Consider the following 24,527-nt stretch of genomic DNA (forward strand, 5'->3'; position numbering starts at 1 on the left):
GATTTACGCGAGCAACGAGTCAAAGTCCGTGCTTGCACGGAACCTTGAGGAGTGCCGCGATAACGATAAAAACTCGCAAAGCGTGTTTTTATCGTTTAAATGCATTTTGGCTCGTAACTGTGAAGGTACTGAACAGTTACAGCCATACAATATTTGACTGTTTTCGGTTACCTCAGATTTTTCCATCCAATCGTTCCAGCATATCCCAACATCCCCACAGATACATGATTCCCAGTGCCCGGTCATACAGTCCGTAGCCCGGTCGGCAATGGCCTTCTTCTCCCCAGAGATGTCTTCCGTGATCCGGGCGTACATAGCCGGTATAACCACAGTCGTGATAGGCTCGCATAATTTCCAGAATCCCGGTATCACCGTCACAGTCTCTGTGGGAAACTTCTGAAAAATCTCCGTTCGGGTAGTGTCGGAGGTTTCGGATATGGGCAAAAGCGATCCGGTCACAGTAGGTTCGAATGATATCTGCCACATTATTTTTCATATTCGCACCCAGCGATCCGGAACACAGACACAGACAGTTGTATTCATCATCTACCATATGAAGAAACCTTCCTATAGATTCTTTATCACAAAGCAGTCTCGGAATCCCGAAAATATCCCATGGGGGATCATCCTGATGGATCGCCATCTTGATCCCGGTCTCATGGCAGGTCGGCAAAATGGCTTCCAGAAAATACTGCAGGTTTTCCCAGAGTTTTTCCTTCGTCACCGGGCGGTACGCCTCAAAAAGTTCATCCAGTTTCGCCATCCGCTCCGGCTCCCAGCCCGGAAATGTTTTCCCGTGCAGATTTTTCAGGATATACTCCGCCATCTCCTTATAATCATCCTGTATCTTGCTTTTTTCATAATATAACGCATTGGATCCATCCTCCAGCGGATGAAAAAGATCCGTCCGTGTCCAGTCAAAGATCGGCATAAAATTGTAAGTCACTACTTTGACACCGAATTTTGCAAGGTTTTTCAATGTTGTCTTATAATTTTCAATATACTGATCCCGTGTGGGCAGACCAATCTTAATATCGTCATGGACGTTGACACTCTCCACCACATCCATGTGAAAACCTGCACCCTCGATGCGCGCTCGCACTTTCTCAATCTCTTCCACTGTCCAGATCTCTCCCGGCTGCTTGTCGTGAAGTGCCCAGACAAGTCCACTCACGCCCGGAATCTGCCGGATCATCTCCGGTGTAATATCATCATTTCCATCGCCATACCAGCGAAATGTCATCTGCATCCCGACACCTCCATCTGCTATGCAAACACTACCCGCAGTTCCACCGCTTCGTGTCCCGTCAGTGCCGTACTTCTGGCATCCGGCTGAGTGGTTGCTACATACAGAGAGAATTTGTTGCTATCGACATAACGTTTTCCCTCTTCGTCCACGATGGTAAATGCCCGCGGATCGATGGTAAGTTCTGTCTCGATACTCTCTCCCGCCTTCACCCTCACGCGCCGGAATCCGCACAGGCTGTGATTTCGGACTGCATATTTTGACTTCCAGTCTTTGATGTAAACCTGAACAACCTCTTCTGTATCCCATTTTCCCTTATTTGTCACCGTACAGCGAATCTTTACCGGTTTTTCTTTTTCCGGCTGTTCAGCAAATTCTGCTGCTGACACCTTCACATTCCCATAAGTCAGACCAAAGCCAAACGGATACAACGCTTCCTGTTCCATATAACGGTAAGTTCTGTTTTTCATGGAATAATCGGTAAATTCCGGTAGATCGGAGGTATCCTTATAGAAGGTCACCGGCAGTTTTCCGCTCGGCGATACTCTGCCAAAAAGGACATCCGCCACAGCAGTTCCACCCTCTGCTCCCGGATACCATGCCTGTAAGATGGCATTCGTATGGGCATCCGCATACCGAAGATCCATGGCGCTTCCGGAGAGAACAACAGTGATCACCGGTTTTCCCACAGCAGTAACTGCCTCGAGGAGTCTCTGCTGGCAGCCCGGGAATTCCAGAGAGGCTTTGTCTCCTGCCTGTCCACGGTTGCTCTGATCCGGCTCTTCTCCTTCCATCAGTTCATCAAGACCCAGTACCACGATCGTCACATCACACTGTTTCGCCGTGATCACCGCTTCCGAGATCCTGTCATCCTTCCAGGCCAGATTTTCCATCGTATCTTTATACATATGTGATCCTTCTGCATAATATACCCGGCAGTCGTCTTCCACTTCTTTCTGGATACCTTCCAACACCGTTACGTAACGGGAAGAAGTTCCATGATAATTCCCCTGCAGTGCGATCCGGTTGTTGGCATTCGGTCCCACAACGCCAATCGTACGGATTTTCCGTTTATCCAACGGCAGGATACCGTCATTTTTCAAAAGTACCATTCCCTTGTGCGCCGCTTCCACAGCCAGGTTTCGATGTTCCTTACACTCCACAACCTCATATGGAATATCATCGTATTCACTTCCGTCGAACATTCCCAGAAGAAAACGGGTGGTAAACACACGGATACAGGATTCGGTGATCTGTTCTTCCGTCACCAGTCCGTCCTGCAGTGCAGCCATGATATATGCATAGGTGCATCCACAGTTCAGGTCACATCCCGCTTCCAGTGCCATCTGTGCGGACTCTTTCGGTCCGTTTGTAACCTTATGGAACTGGTGAAAATCCTGGATTGCCCAGCAGTCCGATACCACATGTCCCTCAAATCCCCAGTCTTCCCGAAGAATTTTTTTCAGTAACGTCTTGCTTCCGCAGCTTGGTTCTCCATTGGTCCGGTTATATCCTCCCATCACTGCTTCCACACCACCTTCTTTAACTGCCGCCTCAAAAGCCGGAAGATAAGTCTCATACAGGTCTTTTTGTGAAACTACCGCATCAAACTCATGACGGATCGCCTCCGGACCGGAATGTACGGCAAAATGCTTTGCACATGCCGCCACTTTCATCGTCTCACCATCTCCCTGTAAGCCCTTGATAAATGCCACACCGAGTCTCGCGGTCAGAAACGGATCTTCTCCATACGTTTCATGCCCGCGTCCCCACCTCGGATCACGGAAAATATTGATGTTCGGTGACCAGAAAGTCAGTCCTTTGTAAATATCTCTGTCTTCTTCTTTGGAAAATGCATTATACTTGGCTCTGCCCTCTTCTGCAATCACATCAGCGATCTTCTGCATCTCGTCTTCATCAAACATGGCCGCACAACCGATTGCCTGTGGAAATACCGTTGCAGTACCTGCACGTGCCACTCCGTGAAGTGCCTCATTCCACCAGTTATAAGTCGGAATTCCCAGCCGTTCAATCGCCGGGGCATCGTATTTGAGCTGTCCAGCCCGCTCCTCGATGGTCATTTTTGCTACCAGGGCTTCTGCTTTTTTTCTTGCCTGCGCTCTGTCCATATTTTTTCTTCTCCTCCTTGATATGTTGCTGTTAAAAATCCCCTTCTGTGCCAAATATCATTTTCTTTTTTTGCACAGAATTCCTCACTGCAAATTTTACCATATTTTTCTGTATCTGTGTTTAATTTCAGTATTTTTACACAAAAAAATCCTGTACGGAAAAAACGCTTTCCATTCTCTCCGTACAGGATGTTATCTTTTTTATTTGCTCAGTTTTTCTCCCTTGTTCTGCAGACACGCTCTACAGTATGTCACCGATGTTACCAGCCAGATCACTGACGGCATCACGATGGCAAGGATCCCCGTATCAAAAAACATATGCAGGATCAGCGCCACAAACGTCAGGATCGGCGCCCATTTCATCACGGTCTGATAGCCTTTGTAACTTGCCTGGTAGATACATTCCTTTTCTGCCTCATCACAGCTTTCCAGCCACTGCTTCGGGAATTTTAAAGAAGTCGGATCTCCTTTTTTGTCCGGATAGATCTTCTGTATCACGCGGACATAGCGAATCTGCCATACATTCAGATACACTTCCAGTGCAATAAATGTAAGAATTTCAAGCAGAAACCACATTATCCCAGAACCGTTCAGACTTTCAATATATTTTGTGGAATATCCGGTTGCGAGAAGCAGAATCATCGCAATACTTCCGGCAAAGCTTACGATCATTCCCCTACTTCCCGCAGCTTCCAGCTCGTAATCCAGCCGTTCATACGCTTCATCTTCTGCCTGTTCCATGGCTTCGCCCGCTCTTTTCAGTCTGCCCATATACTGCTCACAAAGTACCAGCGCTATCACTCCACAGATTGCCATAAGCGGAAGCATCCAGTTGCGGACACTGTTCAGGAAGAATTGCATTCCCTCCTGAATACCTGTCAGAACTCCATGCACTTGTCCCATTTCCATGACACCCCCCAGAATTCCTCCCAGCGCACCGCTGATACACATGATTACCGCATATTTTACATATACATTTTTCTTTTTTGTTTTATTCATCATTCTCTTCCTCCGTATAGCTGAAAATATCTTCCACGGTTACCTGACAGATCTTTGCCAGCTTCAGCGCCAGCGTTACCGACGGTGAATAATCCCCCCGCTCGATCAGACTGATCGTCTGCCGGGACACTCCTGCCCGTTTTCCCATATCCGCCTGATTGATGCCAAGTCTGGCGCGATGTTCCTTTAACCTGTTTTCCAGCGGCATATCTGCTTCTCCTTTCTTGTTTCTGTTTTGACTTGTATTCTTGTCATTTTGACAACTTTATTTGTCATTCAACTTGTGTTTATTCTATCATTGACAACTATAGTTGTCAACACATACTTTCAGAAAAAGTAAAAAGCCGCTGTTCTCAGAAAAATACTGAGAACAACGACTTTTCACTTTTTCATTCATCCATTTTTACATAGCTATCCATCCAAATGCATTTGCCACGGAACTTGCCAGAATGATCAGGGCAAAGATCGGGCACAGATACTTGATCATAACTACAAAGATTTTCTTTCTTCGGAAAGCACTCTCGCCGTGGCGGATCTCTTCTTCGATCTTATCCACACCGATCACACGGGATACCAGAAGGCTGGTCATCAGGGCTGCGATTGGCATCATGACGGAGTTTGTCAGGAAGTCAAAGAAATCCAAAAACTGCATGCCGATGATCTTTACAAAATCCAGCGGACCATATCCCAGACAGGACAGGGTTCCCAGGGCGATCATGATCACACCGGTCAGAACGGTTGCTTTCTTTCTCCCCCAGCCAAGTTCGTCCTCGAAAGTAGATACCGCACTTTCTGTCAGGGCGATAGAACTTGTCACTGCTGCAAACAACACCAACACGAAGAACAGGATACCGACTGCGGTTCCGAATCCCATGTTGGCAAATACTTTCGGGATCGTGATAAACATCAGAGACGGACCTGCCTGCAGGGTATCCGGATCGCCACCGGAGAATGCGAAGACCGCCGGGATGATCATCAGACCTGCCATCATCGCAATCGCGGTATCAAAGATTTCCACGTTTCTTGTGGAATCTTCGATGGAGGTATCTTTTCTCATATAAGAACCAAAGGTTACCAGGATACCCATGGCGATGGACAGGGAATAGAACATCTGTCCCATGGCTGCCACTACCGTCATCCAGGAGAAGTTTTTCACATTCGGTACGAGGAAATATTTCACACCTTCGATGGCTCCCGGTCTTGTGACCGAATAAATCGCAATGATTACGGACAGAACAATCAGAATCGGCATCATGATCTTTGACACACGTTCGATACCATTCTGTACACCTGCGTAGATGATCACCAGGGTGAACATACAGAAGATCACAAAACAGATTTCTGTAGCACCTCCGTTTGAGATAAAACCGGAGAAGTATCCGTCTTCCGCCAGTTTGCTGCCATTTCCTCTGATATACTCAAACAGATATTTGACTACCCATCCACCGATTACAGAATAATACGGTACGATCAGTACCGGGATGATCGCGTTGATCCAGCCGCCGAAGCTGAGCCAGCCCACTTTTTTTCCCTTTGCAAAGCTTCGAAATGCCCCAACCGGACTTTTTCTTGTCATACGTCCAAGGGCGGACTCCGCAACGATCATCGTATACCCGAAGGTCAGTGCCAGTATGATATACACCAGCAGGAAAATTCCTCCTCCATACTTCGCCGCCAGATACGGGAATCTCCAGATATTTCCCAGTCCGACAGACGCACCGGCCGCCGACAGGACATAGCCGATTTTCCCTGAAAATGCGCTTCTTTTCTTATTCATCTGCGTCTTTTCCACTCTCTTTCTTTTAACTTTTCCGACATTTTCTCTCAAAATGCCCTGCGGGACTCCTCACCCACAGAATACTTGTTATTCTACCACGCTTACCGGATAAAGTCACGCCTAACAGAAAAAAACGCAAAAAGATTGTTTTACTTTTCTACAAAATATTTCCAGTTATTCCACGATCTTATAATATGCCTTTGCCGTGATTGTATACACGATCAGGTACACAATAGCGAACGCCACAATCGTCACTGCAGTAGCTACCAGAAAAATACCACTGTCCGGGAAATTCATCATCGTCATCAGCTGTCTCGTCACCGGAAATGCCACTACGGTGTGCAGAATAGCCACTACAAGCGGCAGGAAAAATACGGTAACAACCTGTGACCGTATGGTCTGGCGGACTTCCTGACGGCTCATGCCTACTTTCTGCATGATCTGAAAACGCTTCCGGTCATCAAATCCTTCGGAAATCTGTTTGTAGTAAATGATCATCACTGCACCCATAAGGAACAAAGTACCGACAAAAATTCCAAGGAACATGATGGAGCCGTACATCTGATAAAGGCTGGCCTTGTTATTTTCCCGTACTTCCACATAGCCGTCACATTGCGCCTGGTTCACAAGCTTCTCAATTTCCTGTCCGATCCGCGTCTCCAGCTTCGTATCCCCAATCAGATCTATCTGATACTTCCAGCTGTATCCGGCAGGTGTTCTTCCGGTCATTGCCACATATGCTGCCTGTGCTTCTTCTTCGTCTGCAAATACGATAATTCTGGTATCATACATTACATTCGTGGTTTCCACCATATCTTCCTGTGTATTTTCCGTATGTTTTACCTCACAGCTGATCGTATCTCCGAACTGTATCGTATCATATTTGTATGGTTCCTCTTTTCTGGTAAATACAAGTACCTGGCCCGGTTTCAGATCTGTAGATTTTCCGGTCATCCGTTCATATTCCGAAGCTTCCATGAATTCGATCATGCTGCGACCGTCCTCAAACCCTTTCAGTTCCTGCGTCAGGCCTACCCAGTTTTCTTTGTTTTCTGCCACTGCTAACCAGTAGGTTTCATCCCGTTCAAATCGTTTTGACACCTGCTGCTCCTCCAGATAGTTGTTAATCTGTTCCCGCACAGAACTGATTTCTTCTTTTGTCAGCGCAGTACCGTCACCATTGGCCGACATAAGAGTGTCGTTGACTTCCACCGCTATCTGATGGGGAAATCTTGTCTGGATAATTTCCTGCATGCCAAACCACAGACAACTGGTGGTGGAGATTACCAGAAGCACACCGGTAGACAGGATACAGATGTTGGCAAGTCCCATCGCATTCTGTTTCATCCGGTATAACATCCCGGAGATACTAGTGAAGTGTCTCGTCTGGTAATAATATCTTTTGTTGCTTTTTAACAGTTTCAGCAGTGCGATACTACCTGCCGAAAACAGACAGTAGGTTCCCGCCATGACCAGAAGCACCGCACCGAAAAACTTGCCCAGAGCCTCCATAGGTTTCTGACAGGTCAGTGCCATATAATAACCGAGTCCCAGACAAATCAGTCCGATCCATGCGGTAAGAAGCTTCGTTTTCGGCTCCCGCTCTCCCTCCTGTTCACCATGAAGCAGTTCTATCGGCTGAGCTGCGTGGATCTGGTGGAGGCTTTTCAGATAATTGATCAGAAAAATCACGGCAAATAAAACCACCGTGTTTCCTGCAGCCTTCCAGTGAAAAGTAAAATGGATCGTTCCCTGAAACCGGGTCAATTTTAACAGCACCAGAAACAGCAGCTTGTAACACAGGATTCCAAGCAGAATCCCACCTCCAACCGACAGGATCCACAGATACAGACTTTCAAAAAACAGAATCTTTGCAAGATGTTTCTTTTCCATGCCAAGGATCTGAAACAGTCCAAATTCTTTTTTCCTGCGTTTTGCCAGAAAACTGTTGCTGTAGATCAGAAAGATCACAGCAAAAAGTCCGATGATATATACGCCAAACTGCATTACTATCTGAATCGTGGCTTCCCCCATCATTTTTTTAAGACCTTCACTCAAAGACAGAGTACTCATAATATAAAACATTATAACCGTACCGATACACGACAACCAATAAGGAAGAATATTCTGTCTGTTCTTACTGAGATTTGTTTTTGCAAGTTTTGCATACAGCAGACTATTCATGACGCTCACCACCTGTCGCAATAATGGTCAGCGTATCCGAGATCTTCTGATACATCTCATCCCGTCCCAGATTTCCCGGTACAGCTGGTGAAAAACTTCTCCGTCTTTGATAAAAAGAACCCGTTTTGCAGCACAGGCCGCCTTCACGCTGTGAGTGACCATCGCAATAGTCTGTCCCTCCTGATTGATTTCCTCAAACAGCTGCATCAGTGCATCTGCCGCATGGGAATCCAGAGCTCCGCTCGGCTCATCTGCCAGCACCAGCCGTGGATCCGTGATCAGGGCACGCGCCACCGCAGCCCGCTGTTTTTGTCCGCCGGACACTTCGTACGGATATTTTTCCAGCAAATTACTGATTCCCAGTTTTTTGACAATAGAATCTGCTTTTTGTTTCATTTCCCGGTAATGTTTTCCTCCCAGTACCAGCGGAAGAAAAATATTATCTTTCAGTGAAAAGGTATCCAGCAGGTTAAAATCCTGAAAGACAAATCCCAGATTTTCTCTTCGGAATGCCGCGATCTCTTTTTCTTTCAGATCTCCCAGATTTTTTCCATTTAACCGGATCTGACCACCGGTCGGTTTATCAAGTGTCGCCAGGAGATTTAGCAGTGTGGTCTTACCGCTTCCGGACTCTCCCATGATTGCCACAAATTCGCCCTGTTCCACATTGAAATTAACGTCCCGTAACGCTTCCACCCGGTTGCTTCCGAGGCGGGTCGTATATGTTTTTTTCAGATGTTCTACTTCCAGAATTACCATTTATTTTTCTGTCCTTTCTGTACTGTGTTTTCCAGAACCCGCTATTTCCTGTTTCTTTATCGAAATCTGTCGGTTCTGTTCCTATTTACAGGCTTATTATAGCAATCCATTCTTCCGGCTGCCTTAACCTCTGCTTACAAAAATACCGGAAACCTTACATTCGTGTAAGGTTCCCGGTAGCATTCTCATTTTATCGCGCTAGAGCGTGTCTGAAAAAGGCTTTTCGTGAGCTGCGAGTCTTAGTTTGTGGGAGATTTTATCCGAATGAGGGCGTCGTAGCGGGCTACGGCAACCGAAGGAGGGTAAAATATACCGCAAAGTGGGGCTTGCAGATTGCGGAAATGATTTTTCAGACACGCTCCTGGACCTTTCTGCTCCATTTTTTGCATACTTTGCTTTTCGTCCTGATCCTCTTATAATTCCACCGTATCTAGCCCAGGATACACCCGCGTTCCCACACCCATCTCCGATTCGATCCGGATCGTGTGGGAAAGCCGGTCCATGATCTGTCTGCACAGGTACAGACCGATACCTGTGGATCGTTTGTCCGTGCGACCGTTATAGCCGGTATACCCGCGCTCAAAGACCCGCGGAAGATCTTCCGGTGCTATCCCGATACCGGTATCTTCGATCACCAGCGTCTTAGGGCTTTGTGGATCCATATAAATTTTTATCTTTCCCTTCCTGGTGTATTTCAGGGCGTTCGAGAGAACCTGTTCAAGGACAAATTCCAGCCATTTTTCATCGGTAAGTATCTGACAATGGACATCCTCATATTGCAATGCGATCTTTCGACGGATAAACAGAGGTGCGTATTTTCGAACTGCCTGATGGATCAGAGCGTCCAGTTCCTGTTTTTCAAATACCAGATCCGTGTTCATCCTTTCCATCCGCAAATACTGTAGTGCCATCTGCACATACTGTTCCACCTGAAAAAGTTCCCCCTGTAATTCTTTGGAAACCGGTGTTTCTTCTTCCTGTAATAGCAGGTGCATGGCAGCGATCGGCGTTTTGATCTGGTGGGTCCACATCGTATAATACTCCACCATCTCCCGGTATCTGTCATCCATCTGCTGTTCTTCTTTTCGCAGTTCCCGCTCATATTGCCCGATGATCTGCCGGTACAGTTTCTCCGACAGAGTGTCCGGATTCGGGAACGCTTCTATCTTGTCTCTGGGATCCTTTGTCAGCAGTTCCAGTGTCTTACAGCGCTTCCGATAGCGGATGAAGCGAACGATCAATACTGCGATACCGGTAAAAGAGGCAAGTTGCAATGTGTAAATGGTGACATCCTGTGGAATATCTTCCAGGAAACACAAAAGCCAAAAAATTCCGATAAAAAACACCACCCAGAGAAGGATCCCCGCCTCTTCCCGCAAAAATGCAAGGATAATTCTTTTTCTTCCCTTTTCCTGCATCGTTCTTCTCCGTTTTTCTACTTCCTTCTCTCAGAATCCTCTTTTCAAAAGAGTAACACTGTGAAAATCTCCTGAACCATATGATAAATCCCATATTATGTCAACAGATATCCCACACCTTTTTTCGTCTGAATATAATCCGAAAGCCCGATTTCTTCCAGTTTTCTTCTAAGTCTCGTCACATTCACAGTCAGTGTATTGTCATCAATAAAGCTGTCCGACTCCCACAACCGCATCATCAGCGTGTCTCTGCTCACCGCTTTTCCCTTGTGTTCCATTAAGACCTGCAGGATCCGCCACTCATTTTTCGTAAGTTCGATCTTTTCTCCCTGATACGTCAGAATCCCGTTTTCTTTATTCAGGATTGCTCCTTTGTGCTCCAACAGATTCGCAGTTCCGGCAAATTCATAGGTTCTTCGAAGAAGCGCCTGTACCTTGGCAGTAAGCACATTCAGGTCAGATGGTTTTGCGATAAAATCATCACCGCCCATGTTGACTGCCATGATGATGCTCATATTATCAGAAGCGGAAGAAGGGAAAAGCACCGGTACTTTCGACACTTTCCGGATCTCCTGGCACCAGTGGTAACCGTTAAAAAAGGGAAGATGAATGTCCATCAGCACCGGTTGCGGACCGGTTGCGGCAAATTCTGTCAGCACATCGGAAAAATCCTGCACACAGAACGCCTCCATGCCCCACGAAACCAGGTGTTGCCGGATCGCATTTGCAATCACTTCATCATCTTCCACGATCATAATTCGATACATATATTCCTCATTTTCTAAATCTTCCCATGAACAGGTCATCAGGAAGATTCCTGGTTTGAACTTTTATAAAACGGGCTGTATACCTTTTGTGACACACAGAAACATTCTATATAAGCTCTCCCGTTTCTGTCCGCTTCAGGACACAGCCCGTTTTCTGTTTTTCTTATCTTTTTATTTTCGCACTGACTGTTCATGTTCGGAGCAGTTACGTTACGTTTTTATGAAAGTTCGTAACTGTTCAGTACCTTCACAGTTACGAAAGCTCTTCCTATACTCTGACAATATAGTTCGCTTTTCTTTCTTTTGCTTCCGGGTATTCACAGTCACGATATCCAAGGATGCAGTGTCCGATGCCGACCAGATTTTCCGGAAGTCCCCACTCTTTTAAGAGTTCTTTTCCCTCTGCACTCTCAAATTCTTCTTTTGCCCGGTGGATCCAGCAGGAATCCACACCTACCGCATGAGCTGCCAGCATCAGATTGCCCATAACCAGAGAACCGTCCTCATGATAGGTTCCGATCTCCGGATCTGCGAGTACGATCAGAACCGTCGGTGCACCGTAGAACGGATCATTGCTGCTTCCCATCACAGCTGCGTTCATCTTCGAAAGTTTTGCGATCAGTTCCGGTTTCTGCACTACCACGATCACCGGAGACTGTTTTCCCATTCCGGTAGCCGCATATGTTCCGGCTTCCAGGATCGCATCCAGCTGCTCGTCTGTGATCTGCTCCGGTTTGTATTTGCGGATGCTTCTGCGGGTTTTCATTGCTTTCAATACTTCATTGTTCATGGTAAAATCCTCCTTTGTCCCATTTTCATCGTTTTTTTCTGATACCTATTATAGTACAGATTTCTGTGAATCTCAACGCCAGACGAATACCTGTCTGCAGCCATTTTCAAATTCAGGTTATCGCCATTACCCTTTGGTAAAAAGCCTCATATCCACACCCTTATGGTGCGGACACGAGACTTCTGTTTTTATTTTCAGTGTTTTCCGTATTTTTCAATCCGGCATTCATGTTCCTTGGTTTTTTCATTATAATTAATGCCAACCATTAAAAGCTCTCCCGCATAACATGCAACAGAATCCGGATATTTTCTGTCTTTGATCTGATCCAGGGCGGTTTTAACATCTTTATTCCACTTCAGCTCCACGACAAGTGCCGGATAGAACTTTTGAAACTCCGGCTTGGGAATAAATACAAAATCAGCAAATCCACGCCCTGCCGGGAATTCGCGAATTGGTTTGAAGTAATATTGCATTGCGCTCAGATACGCAATGGACAGTACACTGCTGAGTGAATTTTCATTATTATACTGAATCACTGAAACATATTCTCTGTGAATTTTTTCTATTTCTTTTGCTACCGCATCTCCATCCATCTGAAGGGTATCCCTCAAAAGCTGTTCGGATTCTTTCTGGAATGAAATCAGTTCATTCCATTTTTTTCTTTTTGTTGCCAGAATCATTTCCTGACGGATTTCCTCATTTGGGATGAATGCAGTTTTAAATGTCCGGTCATAGGCAAGGTAGCCAAGATGAATCAGATATGTCAATACATCATCTTTATTGGCAAAACTGACCGTGTCATTCTGAAAAGAAGTGATATCGATCGGAACATGATCTCCCGACAACATTTCAATCACTGCGCCTCTCAGTCCATCAAAGTCCATATTGATCAGCGGAACAATCGCCTCATAAGATGCTGTTCCTGACCAGTAACTTTGGAATTCACCTTCCAGCATCAGGTTCACCACTGCATTTGGATTGTATACATGATATGTTCCAATCTGGTAGCCGTCATACCATCGTTTGACCTCTTCAAATTCATGTCCATATTCTTCGCACAGTTTCTGAACCTCTGCTTCTGTAAATCCAACATATGGCGCGATCGGACCGGCGTGCAACATCGAATAATCTTTAAAATTGTTTAACGCAGACTGTGTTTTTTCTTTTTTTACAGGCAGAATACCTGTCAGATATGCCAGCTGAATATATTTCGTCGGCTCTGTCCCTTTAAACATAGCCCGCAGAAAATTGATATATTCTTCCTGTGTTCTGACATCCGATGCTTCATCACGAATCAGAACATCCCATTCATCAATAATCACTATAAATTTTGTTCCTGTTGCTGCATTGATCCGTGACAGAGACTCCGGCAGCGAACGGATTTTTTCCGGTAAAATATGTGGATAATATTCTTTCAACTCCGAAATCGTTTGTTCTGAAATATAAGAAACGATTTTTTCCGGACCACCTGCCGGTTCCATACACCATTGGATATCCCAGTGCAATACATCGTACTGATTCAGGTGTTTTTCAAAGCCTTCTGCTTTACTGATACCCAGATTGGAAAACATTTCTCTGGAACTACAGCCTTTGCTGTAATACGCCGTGAGCATATTGGCCGTGATCGATTTTCCAAACCGTCGCGGGCGGCTGTTGCAGATATATCCCTGCAGAGTATTCATAACCTTATTCGTATAAGTAAGAAGCTCTGTTTTATCTACATAAATCTCCGAATTTAATGCAACCGCAAATGCTTCATTCCCCGGATTTACAAATACTCCCATCTTCTCACACCTTTCTTTTTCTGCACGCATTGTTATCTGTAATTTTATTTTTGCATGGTTTCAATCACGCATTCATGTTTTTTAGTCATCTTATTATAATTAATTCCTACAAGCAACAACTTCCCCTGATATTCTTTCAATGCATCTCCATACTGTTTTTCTTTGATCTGCTCTATCGCTCCACCGGCGCTCTTATCCCATTTCAGTTCGATCACGACAGCCGGCTTGTCAGGATGCTTCTTTCTCGGAATCATACATACGTCGGCAAATCCCTTTCCCGCAGGTAATTCCCGAATTATGGTATAGTATTCCCGCGCAAAGTAAAAGGCAAGCTGAATGGTACAACTTAAAGAGTTTTCATCGTTATACTGAAGAATGGAAATTTCCTCATGTGCTTTCTCGATTCCCTCTGCAACCGCATCTGCATCCATGTTCCACAGTGCTTCCAGTAATTTACGGGAGGATTCCACGGACTCTGCCACGCCATGCCAGTTCATGGTGCTGATGGCATTTACATATTCCCTGGAAACCTCTTTATTTGGTATACTTACGGTTCCATCCACACTGTCATAGGTCAGATATCCCAGATGCACCAGCAGAGTCAGCACATCGTCTTTCGTTGCAAAGGTAGTCATATCGTTGCTGAATGTTCCGATATTAATGGGGACAGATTCTCCCGCAAGCATGCGAACCACGGAGTCCTTTAAGCCGTCCATATCCATCTGGATATAGATTTTTAGTGCTTCATATGTCTCCGTCTGGTTCCAGTAGGTTCCGAACTTATGACGCAGCATGGCTTCCACAACCGACTTGGGGCTGTACATGGAATAGCATTCATTTCCCGTCTGTCGATGGGCAATTAATCGATAGCCATCATACCATGTTTTTACATCTTCAAAATTCATCTCATATTTTTCACAGAGAACTGACACTTCCTGTTCGGTAAAGCCAAAATACTCTGCCAGCTCACCGGGATCCGTCATGGAATATTCTGTAAACATATTTAATGCCGAATGAGAACCATATTTCTTGATCGGCAGAATACCGGTCATGTAAGCCAGTGCAACATAATCTTTATCCTTGAGCCATGCCCGTAAAAAGTCCAGATACTTTTTCTGTGCTTCTCTATCCTGTTTATATTCCCGGAACAGACAATCCCACTCATCAATCAAAATTACAAAAGGACATCTGGTATAAGAAAATACATCTTTCATTACCTGAATCAGATTTTTTTCATCCCGAAAACGCACTTGCGGATAAGTTTCCTCAAAATCCAATACAATATATTTTTTCAGCATTTCCAGCATCTCTTCCATTGTCCCTGACATACTCAAAAATTCCTGCATATTAATTTTGATCACATCGTATTGATTCAGATTTTCTTTGTAGGAACTATCTTTGCTGATTGCAAGATTCCGAAACAGTTCTTCTATATTTTCACTGCGATCATAGTATGCAGCAAGCATATTCGCTGCCATTGATTTGCCAAATCTTCTCGGACGGCTCACACAGATATACCTCTGTTCTGTGCAAAGAGCTTCATTTGTCTTTGCGATCAATTCACTTTTGTCTACATATATTTTCGAACGAAGACTTCCACGAAATGAAAAATTCCCCGGATTCAGATAACTGCCCATGCAAATTCCTCCCCGTCAAGATTTTATAAGATATATTATACTGGATTCCTCTGATAATCACAACAGCAGGATTTCAGTTCCCAATCTGTTCCATATTTCTACTTATTTACAGTGGCTACTGAATAGTTACATTGATTCTTATTTTTTCAGTATCTTTTTAATACTCCCAATCAAATTCATCTATACTGTTCTTAATCTCCGAAGAAACCGACCTGTCATTTTTCAACTTTTTTATAAGTTCAGCAAACTTTTCACGTTTCGGATTTTCCGTATCATTATAGCAGCGATGCACCATCCAGATATTATGCGGTGTTGGATGGTTTCTTACTGAAGCAATCAGTAATTCTTCATATCCGTGTTTATAAAACTGCTCCACAAAATGAACCAGATCCCCTGGCATGCCAAAATCGACCCGTGGATTGGTAGCTATAATTTCCAATATTGGGTCTACTAGTTCAAAAGGTTCTGGATATTGGTTGATAGCGTCTATCAAATCATCCTCTATAAAATACTCCTCTTCCGGTTTTATTGTAGCTTTCAATCCTGTAATGATTTCTTCTTTTGTCATAGATTTCATTGTTCTTCCTCCCTGAAATTCCGCTGCCAGATCATCACATAATCTTTTTCACCGGTAAGTTTGTCCAAACCTTCGCATTGGATTTGGAAGCCTTCTCTTCGATAAAAATTAATAGCCCGTACATTCTTTTGATACGCATTTAAAAGTAATTTTTCTTTTTTACTTTTCACATAATCCAGCAGCATTTTTCCGATCCCATGCGACTGCATCTCATCAGAAACAAAAATGCCTTCTATATACTCGCCGTTTAATCCTGTAAATCCCTGTATGTTCCGGTCGTTCTCATATACATAGACTTCCGCCTGTGACAGCATTTCTTTCACTAATCCAAAATTACTTTTCCAGTATTGCGCCGGAATAAAATGATGTGCTTTCAGATTGCTGTCTAACCATATCTCAGCAACTCTGTCTATATCCGCTTCCTGTAACACTCTAATCATAAACATTGTTCTCCTTAAAAAGCCCCATACCTGCTGTCTTTGTCACGCAGATATGCAATCCCCTATTATCGCGAGCAGGTCACGCTTTCATCATCTTTCTGATAATCAAATTTCCCGTCATTTTTTTCTTCCAGGGCTTTTATAATATGGTATGTGTATTCGTTATATGGTGTTGGGATTCCCAGTTCTTTGCCCATACGGATCAGCGCACCTGAGAACATATCGATTTCTGTGTGACGTCCTGCATCCAGATCCTGAAGGGTAGAATATCTTGCGGATGGCGGAACGGCACTTCCGTGACTGGATGAATCATCTGCCTTACGGATGTCGATTCCTTTTGCTGCTGCAATCGCTTCCAGTTCCTCCCGGAGTTTATTACTGATTTCTTTCATATGCACACTGTCCCGATAACAGCCTACACCTGTGCCGAGAACCGCCTGTGGAAGGTTGTTACCGACATTCAGACGGAATTTGCACCACATTTCTTCTTTGATATATTCTGTGGCGCGGTAATGCAGCCCGGTATCTGCAAAAAGATCCTCGATCGCCTGTACACGTTCGCTCTGATACGGTGCTGTCAGTTCACCGAAAATAATTCCGATCGTCGTTTCCGGGTTGAAACAGTAGCCGTTTCCTTCTTTATGAGAAGCCACCTTGATCAGCGCGTGCAGAATATGAGCAGCCCCGATCTCTTTTGCAATAATCTCTTCACTGTCTACGCCGTTCATAAGACTCATAACAGTGGTATGTTCTCCGGTGATCGTGCGGATGCTCTCCAATGCACCCGGTAATGCCCCGTATTTTAAAGCCACAAATAACAGATCTGTCCCATTTGCTTCCTGCGGGGTCCATACTTCCGGATGATAGGTGATGCCGTTAATGATGCATCCTTTTTTCATTCTTTCTGCGCGTTCCCCTTCTGCGATCACGCCCAACCGGATATCTTTCCGGTTTGAGAGTCCCCATATCACATACGATCCAACTGCTCCTGCGCCAAGAACTGCAACTGTTTTTATCTTCATGCTCTTTCTTTCCTTCCACCAGAATAACTTATTGAACAGAATACTGTCTGCTGCATATTTGCTTTTGTTCTTTCAACGAGATAAAATACACTTCACAAATTTGGCTCGTTGCCCGCATATCCATAATTGATCCGGTGGATCAATTTTGATTCTCGCGGCAGTCACCAAGGTCTCATACAAGCATGGACTTTGGCTCGTTGCCCGCATAAATTACTGTAAATATATCATATTTGCCGAAAGATTGCCACTGCCCAGCCTGACAGTGCAAAATGCAAATCCCTCTCTGTCCCTTCCGTTGCTTTTTTCTTTTGGTTGTATTACAATCATAAGTAACAATTGTCAGATTATCAAAGGAGCAGCCGCCGTTATGGATAAAAAAAGTGTGACAACTCTCACGTTAAAACAAATCAACAAACATACCGTCTATCAGTACATCTACCGCCAGCGAGAAACTTCCAAATTTCAGATCGTACAGGATCTGAACATGGGACTTTCCACGGTCAGTCAGAATCTGACCACATTGGAAAAAGAAGGGCTGATCGAACGAAACGGGTATTTTGCCTCTACCGGAGGACGGAAAGCACAGATTATCCGGATCGTACCGGATCTCAGGATCGCCATCGGGATCGGAATTTTAAAGACCATGTTTCATCTCGTTGCGGTGGATCTGTACGGGGAGGCCGTCGCGAGGGAGACGATTCCACTTGCCTACGAGGACACGCCGGAATATTACGACACATTTGCCGGCGAAGTGCTTCATTTTATTGAAAAAAATGAATACCCCACGGAAAAAATCTCAGGGATCTCCATTGCCACACAGGGGATCATTTCCCCGAATGGTTCGTCCGTGACTTACGGTGCTATTATGGGAAATACGCGGATGCAGCTTTCTGATTTTGCTTCCCGGCTTCCTTTTCCGTGTCATCTGGTTCACGACTCCAAGGCGGCCGCGGATCTGGAACTCTGGAATCATCCGAAACTGGACAGCGCTCTTGTTTTCTTATTAAATCGAAATCTCGGCGGTGCAGTAATCACCAATCACAGCGTTCATCAGGGTTTTTCCATGCACAGCGGTTCTCTGGAACACATCTGTGTGGAACCGGATGGTCCAGTCTGTTACTGCGGGAATCGCGGCTGCCTGGAAACCTTCTGTTCCGCCAGTGCACTGGAACTGCGCAGCGGACTTTCAGTAAAAGAATTTTTCCTTAAATTGCGGGATCCGGATAACTCAGGGGAACATTTACAGGACATCTGGCAGGACTATCTGCGGCATCTGGCTTTCGCCATCCGTAACCTCAACCTGCTGATCGACTGTCCGGTGATCCTGAGTGGATATCTTGCACCTTATTTTCTCCCGGAGGATCTGGATCAGCTGCTTGCTCTGATCAATGGGCATACACCGTTTCCTCTGGCGAAAGATTCGCTTCTTACCGGCACCCACGGACAGTATACACCGGCAATTGGGGCAGCGCTGTTTTACGTGAAAAATTTTCTGGATACATAGACATAGCCATGGTACTTTCTCCTTGCGCTGTTTCGTTCTTATGTAAACTAACAGGGAGATGATAATTCAATGTTACCGGCCACGGAATGAACAGCAACAATTTCATATATTTTCCGGTATTCTCTTGCACCCTCTTTCCATGAGTGCTATAATCCTTTCAAACAGCAGAGAAACCCTATGTGTCTGCTGTTTCGATTGAAATACTATGCAAAATAGGTTTCCATGCGTCAAGTGTTTTGTGGATGGGGAGTTGCCACAGAAACGAAAAGTCGGTTCGCCTGCGGACCGGACTTACGATATGGTTACCGCACCCGTTGCAACAACCAGATGTTTAACATCCGATTGTGAAGGGATATACTCATAGTTATTTTTCAGTAGCTTTATTTTCTTCACATCAGGGTGTTTTTTTCTTACATATTATTCTGTACATCTATGCAGAACATCCTGATGCATATTTTTGTATGCTCAGAATCTTTCTATGTCCGATTTTACAGGAAGTTTCTCAGTATACAGCATTATTTACACAGGAGGTTTTGTACCATGATGGATCACGAAAAAATCAAAGAAGGCGTTCGTCTGATGCTGGAAGGTATCGGCGAAGACGTCAATCGAGAAGGTTTACTCGAAACACCCGACCGTATCGCCAGAATGTGCGAGCAGATCTACGGCGGGCTCTATGAAGATGCCGGTGTGCATCTGTCCAAACAATTTCACGCTACCAATAACAATATCGTTCTGGAAAAAGATATCACCTTTTATTCCACCTGCGAACATCATCTGCTGCCCTTCTACGGAAAAGCTCATGTGGCTTATATCCCGGATCAGCGCGTGGCAGGTTTAAGCAAACTGGCCCGCACGGTAGAAGTCTATGCAAGACGCCCGCAGATACAGGAAAATATGACCGCACAGATTGCGGACGCTCTCGAAGAACATCTGCAGCCGAAGGGTGTGATGGTCATGATCGAGGCAGAACATATGTGTATGACCATGCGCGGTGTTCAGAAACCAGGCAGCAAAACTGTGACCACCATCGTGCGTGGAGCCTTTGCGGAAGATTTTTCCCTGCAGCAGACCTTTTTACAGATGGTAAAGGCTTAAATCTGTCATGGAACAGCGAATTATTATGAAACGCATCGATCAGATTTTATCCCACCCTGTCTTTCGAGAGCAGTTTGCACTGTTACAGGAAGCAGAAAAAGACCGGATCTTCTGCCGTCACACGATGGAGCATTTTCTGGATGTGGCGCGGCTGATGTATATTTATAATCTGGAAGATCAGGCTGGCTTTTCCAAGGAAATGATCTACGCCACCGGACTTCTTCACGATATTGGCCGTTATGAACAGATGGAAAAAGGTACTCCTCACCATCTGGCAGGGGCAAGACTGGCGGAACGCATCCTTACGGACTGTGATTTTTCTCTTACTGAGCAGAAATCGATTCTTGCTGCGATCCGAAGCCACCGGGTAAAAGATACTGCGGAAACTCCCTTATTTTCCCGCTATCTCTACCGTGCGGACAAACAGTCACGAAACTGTTTGTACTGTCCTGCAAGAAATGCATGCAACTGGCCGGAGGAGAAGATGAATCTGACGATTTGTTATTAATTTTGAACTTATGTAAACTTCAAGAGGAGAAAACATGTATGAGAATTGGTAATCGTGAATTTGATACAAAGAATGAAACTTATATTATGGGAATCCTGAACGTGACTCCCGACTCTTTTTCCGACGGTGGAAAATTCAATCATATGGATGCTGCTCTCGCTCACGCCGAGCAGATGATCCGGGACGGCGCTGACATTATCGATATCGGCGGTGAATCCACCCGTCCGGGACATACCGTGATCTCTGACGAGGAAGAAATCGCAAGAGTAACGCCGGTCATCGAGGCGGTCAAATCACATTTTGATGTTCCGGTTTCCATCGACACTTACAAAGGAAATGTCGCAGAGGCCGCCCTTCAGGCCGGTGCGGATCTGGTCAATGATATCTGGGGATTCAAGTTCGACTATAAAACCGCCGAGGTGACCGCCCGTTACCACGCTGCCTGCTGCCTGATGCACAACCGAAACGAAGCCATATATCAGAATTTTCTGGAAGACATGGTCGCCGATATGAAAGAATGCGTCGCTATCGCACACAAAGCAGGTGTTCCGGACGATAAAATCATGCTGGATCCGGGTGTTGGCTTTGGGAAAACGTATGAGCAGAATCTGGAAGCCATCAATCATGTAGATGTCTTGCAGGAACTCGGACTCCCGATTCTTCTCGGCACTTCCAGAAAATCTGTCATCGGTAACACCCTGGATCTGCCGGTAGATCAGCGCGTAGAAGGAACACTTGCCACCACCGTGATCGGCATGCTCCGCGGATGCTCCTTTGTCCGGGTACACGATATCAAAGAAAACCACCGGATCATTCAGATGACGAAAGCGATCCTGTCCTGCTAGGAGGAAATTTATGGATAAAATAAGAATTGAGAATCTGGAAATCTTTGCAAAGCATGGAGTATTTCCGGAAGAGAATTTTTTAGGACAAAAGTTTGTACTCTCCGCCGTTTTGCATACCGACACCAGAAAAGCCGGGCTCACCGATGAGCTTTCTTATTCGGTACATTACGGTGAAGTCAGCCATCTGATCAAAAAAGTAGTCGAAGAAAATACCTGGAAACTGCTGGAGACGGTGGCGGAGGCGACCGCAAAAGCGATTCTGCTCTCCTACCCGATGGTCTCTCAGGTAGATCTTACCATCAAAAAACCGTGGGCGCCCATCGGTCTGCCTCTGGATACCGTATCGGTGGAGATCAGCCGCGGCTGGCATACCGCTTATATCGCGCTCGGCTCCAATATGGGGGACAAGGAAAAATACCTGAACGAGGCAGTTGAAAAACTACAGCAGACTTCAGACTGCCAGGTGCTGAAAGTGTCTGATTTTCTGGTGACTGCACCCTACGGCGGTGTGGAGCAGGATGACTTTTTAAACGGTGCACTGGCACTCAAAACACTGCTGACACCGCAGGAACTGCTCGAACGCCTCCATGAGATCGAACAGGAAGCGCACCGGGAGCGCCTGATCCACTGGGGACCGCGGACGCTGGATCTGGATATCTTACTGTATGACGATCTGGTACTGGACACCCCGGATCTGATCATTCCTCATGTGGAGATGCATCTGCGGGACTTCGTCCTGATCCCGCTGGCACAGATTGCTCCGTGGAAACGCCACCCGGTACTGGGACTTACCGTTTCACAGATGCTGGCAGATCTACAGGCGAAGCAGGAATCCTGATCTGCTATACAGATTCCTCATTCTGGTAATTATGTAAACCATTCTGCTATTTCTGACCGTCAGACTCCTCCTTCGTCTGCTCATTTGACGAATCCCCGGATTGCCCTGTGGCACGTCCCCCTGCGGGCGTTCCCCGTTTTGCGTATCCGGTGGATTTCCCTGTCCCTGCGGCAGGGTCGGACGGTCTGAGTTATCCAAATTGCCAGCATCGCCACTATTATCTCCCATCGGACCACCCTGCGGTTTCTGTCCTCCACCCTGTCCCGGCGTATTCGTCACTTCTCCGTCGGTGTATACCAGACCTTCCATGGTTACTTCCTGGCTGTTCTCCCCTGTGTGTATCGTATAGGTACTTCCATCGCTTAATTCTGCGCAGCTGATGACCACGGAATTCTATTCACGCATCGGTGTATAACTTACCAACGTATTGCCATCCGCATCTTCCAGTGTGATCTCCCCGCTCTGGTTATCCGTCAGGTTCATCATCAGTGAGCCCTGTGTGGAATCGGAACCGAAATTCTGTTCCATGCCGCTCATACCGGCTGCTACCAGCGTTCCCCCGGTGATCGTCGCCGTTCCATTGTAATCCAGAGCACCATTTCCGTTATCGCTCGGGCCGGAAACAAAGATGTTTCCTCCGCTGACGGTCAGATCCCCATTGCTGTCAATGCCGTCTCCGGTGGCATCGATCGTGACAGTTCCACCGGAAATCGTGATCCAGGCATCCTCGTCTGCCGAGAACATATCCCCACCAAATCCGTCCATACCGCTCTGGTCATTTCCACCGGCTGCATTCAATCCGTCATCGCTGGCTGTGATATCGATGGTTCCATCGGAGATTTCCATATTCTGTCCTTCGATTCCTTCGTAACACGTTTTGATCGTAATCTCTCCGCATATACCTGATCTGCCCCATCCGCATGCATGCCATCATCTCCAGTGCTGAGTGTGTAAGTTCCTCCGCAGATGGACAAATTGCCGTTGGTATGCAAACTGTCATCGCAGGAATCTATCATAAAGGTTCCATCTTTTAACAGCAGATCACCACCCGTCTTGATTCCTTTTGTGCTGATGTCTTCTGTCGTGCTGCTGTTCAGTGTTTCACTATTTCCACCATTCTCTGTTCCTGCATCCTGCGGTGGCTGCATATCCGACATTCCCGGACCGCCCTGACCGACTTTGATCTCCATCAGCGTCTGATTTTTTTCCAGCAGCGGCCGTCCGTAGACCGGTGCGGAAAGATCCAGCTGTGTGGTACGCCAGAGGATATTCTGGTCAAAGGTGATCCGAAGTTCGTGATCGTCCCTTCCATAAAAAGCCTCCCGCTCATAGGAGAGATACACGGCCGGGCGAATCCCCTGATACATCTGCATCGCATAATCCAGTTCCCGCCGAATCTGGCTGTGTTCGATGGAATCCTCTCCCTGGCAGAGGTATCGTACCGCATCCGCATATTCGGTCCGTACTCTTCGTTTGTAGACCACTTTTTTGTATTTCTTTTTCAACTCGATAAAGGCTTCGCTGTCATGCTGTGCCCGTCCATAGGTACGCAGCCGGATCTTTTCTTTGTACACCTTTCCTTCGATCGATCTTCGGATCAGAAGATAATCCGGCGTATCAAAATACAGGTTACAGATGGTATTGCGTCCGAATGTATCCGGTTTCATATACGTTTCCATATAAGCCTGCAGGTCTTTTTTCTGATCTGCGGTAAGCAGATATTTGTATTCATATCGTTTAAAAATTGTCTGATTTGCCATCTCGGTTCCTCCTTATGGATGTGATTGTATCGGAGAAACCTTAAATGAAGTTTAAAGAAACATAGAAAACACAGAATCTACACATTTATTCAAAACAAGGAATATACTTTCTCACTCTCGCGAATTTTACTCGTTGCATTGCATATCAATAATTGATCCAGTGGAGCAATTTTGATTATCGCGACAGTCGCAAGGTCTCGTGCAAGTACAAACTTTGACTCGTTGCTCGCGTAAATTAAAAAACAGAACCCGCATAAAATCCTTATGCAAAGTTCTGTTTTTTATATGACTTTATATAAATTTTATCGTAACTGTTCAGTACCTTCACAGTTACGAGCCAAAATGCATAAAAAATCACCTTCGGTGATGGCATTTTGGCTTGTATGTCTCGGGATTTTGACATATTCATGTCAAAACACCTCGCGGGACAGTGGCTACTGAATAG

The 24,527-nt window shown here is 45.7% G+C and carries 23 protein-coding genes, 1 pseudogene and 1 riboswitch; of the genes and pseudogenes, 6 read left to right on the forward strand and 18 right to left on the reverse strand.

The annotated features are described in order from the left end of the window. Positions 1-172: 172 nt before the first annotated feature. The 7 genes and pseudogenes from uxuA to MSA64_RS10935 form a co-directional block, all read right to left on the reverse strand. Positions 173-1,249 (reverse strand): mannonate dehydratase, encoded by a 1,077-nt coding sequence (gene uxuA, locus MSA64_RS10905; protein ID WP_287891602.1) that lies wholly within the window; start codon positions 1,247-1,249, stop codon positions 173-175. A 17-nt stretch (positions 1,250-1,266) separates the two neighbouring features. Continuing rightward, a complete protein-coding gene (locus MSA64_RS10910; protein WP_287891603.1) occupies positions 1,267-3,375 on the reverse strand; it encodes a glycoside hydrolase family 3 C-terminal domain-containing protein in 2,109 nt (702 codons plus the stop codon). A 201-nt stretch (positions 3,376-3,576) separates the two neighbouring features. Next, positions 3,577-4,377, reverse strand: coding sequence for a DUF3169 family protein (locus tag MSA64_RS10915; protein ID WP_154432659.1), 801 nt, complete (start codon positions 4,375-4,377; stop codon positions 3,577-3,579). After that, positions 4,367-4,582: a helix-turn-helix transcriptional regulator gene (locus MSA64_RS10920; protein WP_022170760.1), complete on the reverse strand. Its 216-nt coding sequence runs from the start codon at positions 4,580-4,582 to the stop codon at positions 4,367-4,369. The genes MSA64_RS10915 and MSA64_RS10920 overlap by 11 nt, the downstream gene beginning before the upstream one ends. A 195-nt stretch (positions 4,583-4,777) precedes the next feature. Beyond that, entirely contained in the window at positions 4,778-6,151 is a 1,374-nt protein-coding gene (locus MSA64_RS10925; protein ID WP_154432658.1) for a sodium-dependent transporter, read from the reverse strand. A 174-nt stretch (positions 6,152-6,325) separates the two neighbouring features. Then, positions 6,326-8,335 carry an ABC transporter permease gene (locus MSA64_RS10930; RefSeq protein WP_287891604.1) on the reverse strand — a complete coding sequence of 670 codons (2,010 nt, stop codon included), beginning with the start codon at positions 8,333-8,335 and terminating at the stop codon, positions 6,326-6,328. After that, a pseudogene (locus tag MSA64_RS10935) lies at positions 8,328-9,094 on the reverse strand (ABC transporter ATP-binding protein). Before MSA64_RS10935 ends, MSA64_RS10930 begins: the two are co-directional and overlap by 8 nt. On the opposite strand from MSA64_RS10935, the gene MSA64_RS12120 reads away from it, so the two are divergent. Further along, entirely contained in the window at positions 9,058-9,513 is a 456-nt protein-coding gene (locus tag MSA64_RS12120) for a DUF6783 domain-containing protein (protein WP_334302763.1), read from the forward strand. The pseudogene MSA64_RS10935 and the gene MSA64_RS12120 overlap by 37 nt on opposite strands. Here MSA64_RS12120 and MSA64_RS10940 read toward each other — a convergent pair. The 8 genes from MSA64_RS10940 to MSA64_RS10975 form a co-directional block, all read right to left on the reverse strand. Beyond that, complete coding sequence (locus MSA64_RS10940; protein ID WP_287891606.1) at positions 9,508-10,512, reverse strand: sensor histidine kinase; 1,005 nt, start codon at positions 10,510-10,512, stop codon at positions 9,508-9,510. The genes MSA64_RS12120 and MSA64_RS10940 overlap by 6 nt on opposite strands. 95 nt (positions 10,513-10,607) lie before the next feature. Further along, on the reverse strand, positions 10,608-11,279 hold the full coding sequence (locus MSA64_RS10945) for a response regulator transcription factor (RefSeq protein ID WP_287891608.1): 672 nt from the start codon (positions 11,277-11,279) through the stop codon (positions 10,608-10,610). 268 nt (positions 11,280-11,547) lie between these two features. Next, complete coding sequence (locus MSA64_RS10950; RefSeq protein ID WP_022170766.1) at positions 11,548-12,069, reverse strand: nitroreductase family protein; 522 nt, start codon at positions 12,067-12,069, stop codon at positions 11,548-11,550. A 194-nt stretch (positions 12,070-12,263) separates the two neighbouring features. Further along, the gene (locus MSA64_RS10955) at positions 12,264-13,853 is read right to left on the reverse strand and encodes an AAA family ATPase (RefSeq protein ID WP_277663369.1); all 1,590 of its coding nucleotides are present in this window, start codon (positions 13,851-13,853) and stop codon (positions 12,264-12,266) included. Positions 13,854-13,897: 44 nt separating this feature from the next. Then, positions 13,898-15,490 (reverse strand): AAA family ATPase, encoded by a 1,593-nt coding sequence (locus MSA64_RS10960; protein ID WP_154432654.1) that lies wholly within the window; start codon positions 15,488-15,490, stop codon positions 13,898-13,900. Positions 15,491-15,647: 157 nt separating this feature from the next. Further along, complete coding sequence (locus tag MSA64_RS10965) at positions 15,648-16,067, reverse strand: hypothetical protein (protein ID WP_227338771.1); 420 nt, start codon at positions 16,065-16,067, stop codon at positions 15,648-15,650. Next, on the reverse strand, positions 16,064-16,507 hold the full coding sequence (locus MSA64_RS10970; protein WP_277663371.1) for a GNAT family N-acetyltransferase: 444 nt from the start codon (positions 16,505-16,507) through the stop codon (positions 16,064-16,066). The genes MSA64_RS10965 and MSA64_RS10970 overlap by 4 nt, the downstream gene beginning before the upstream one ends. A 65-nt stretch (positions 16,508-16,572) precedes the next feature. Then, on the reverse strand, positions 16,573-17,529 hold the full coding sequence (locus MSA64_RS10975) for a ketopantoate reductase family protein (protein WP_287891613.1): 957 nt from the start codon (positions 17,527-17,529) through the stop codon (positions 16,573-16,575). 367 nt (positions 17,530-17,896) lie between these two features. On the opposite strand from MSA64_RS10975, the gene MSA64_RS10980 reads away from it, so the two are divergent. The 5 genes from MSA64_RS10980 (at position 17,897) to folK (ending at position 22,322) form a co-directional block, all read left to right on the forward strand. Next, the gene (locus MSA64_RS10980) at positions 17,897-19,033 is read left to right on the forward strand and encodes an ROK family transcriptional regulator (protein WP_287891615.1); all 1,137 of its coding nucleotides are present in this window, start codon (positions 17,897-17,899) and stop codon (positions 19,031-19,033) included. Between the two features lie 206 nt (positions 19,034-19,239). After that, positions 19,240-19,352, forward strand: a riboswitch (THF riboswitch). Between the two features lie 221 nt (positions 19,353-19,573). Beyond that, positions 19,574-20,131, forward strand: a complete 558-nt coding sequence (folE, locus tag MSA64_RS10985; RefSeq protein ID WP_022171856.1) for a GTP cyclohydrolase I FolE — start codon at positions 19,574-19,576, stop codon at positions 20,129-20,131. Positions 20,132-20,138: 7 nt separating this feature from the next. Continuing rightward, positions 20,139-20,639 (forward strand): HD domain-containing protein, encoded by a 501-nt coding sequence (locus tag MSA64_RS10990; RefSeq protein WP_243114175.1) that lies wholly within the window; start codon positions 20,139-20,141, stop codon positions 20,637-20,639. Between the two features lie 38 nt (positions 20,640-20,677). Beyond that, positions 20,678-21,484 carry a dihydropteroate synthase gene (folP, locus tag MSA64_RS10995; RefSeq protein WP_022171858.1) on the forward strand — a complete coding sequence of 269 codons (807 nt, stop codon included), beginning with the start codon at positions 20,678-20,680 and terminating at the stop codon, positions 21,482-21,484. A gap of 10 nt (positions 21,485-21,494) precedes the next feature. Beyond that, a complete protein-coding gene (gene folK, locus MSA64_RS11000) occupies positions 21,495-22,322 on the forward strand; it encodes a 2-amino-4-hydroxy-6-hydroxymethyldihydropteridine diphosphokinase (protein ID WP_106492856.1) in 828 nt (275 codons plus the stop codon). On the opposite strand, the gene MSA64_RS11005 is transcribed toward folK, so the two are convergent. The 3 genes from MSA64_RS11005 to MSA64_RS11015 form a co-directional block, all read right to left on the reverse strand. Continuing rightward, positions 22,299-22,631, reverse strand: coding sequence for a hypothetical protein (locus MSA64_RS11005; RefSeq protein WP_287891619.1), 333 nt, complete (start codon positions 22,629-22,631; stop codon positions 22,299-22,301). The two genes, folK and MSA64_RS11005, sit on opposite strands and share 24 nt — an antisense overlap. An 84-nt stretch (positions 22,632-22,715) precedes the next feature. Continuing rightward, a complete protein-coding gene (locus MSA64_RS11010) occupies positions 22,716-23,168 on the reverse strand; it encodes a carbohydrate-binding domain-containing protein (protein ID WP_287891621.1) in 453 nt (150 codons plus the stop codon). Continuing rightward, positions 23,117-24,082 carry a VTC domain-containing protein gene (locus MSA64_RS11015; RefSeq protein ID WP_287891622.1) on the reverse strand — a complete coding sequence of 322 codons (966 nt, stop codon included), beginning with the start codon at positions 24,080-24,082 and terminating at the stop codon, positions 23,117-23,119. The genes MSA64_RS11010 and MSA64_RS11015 overlap by 52 nt, the downstream gene beginning before the upstream one ends. Positions 24,083-24,527: the final 445 nt, after the last annotated feature.

The organism is Oliverpabstia sp., from assembly GCF_022785585.1.
Lineage (GTDB): Bacteria > Bacillota > Clostridia > Lachnospirales > Lachnospiraceae > Oliverpabstia > Oliverpabstia intestinalis.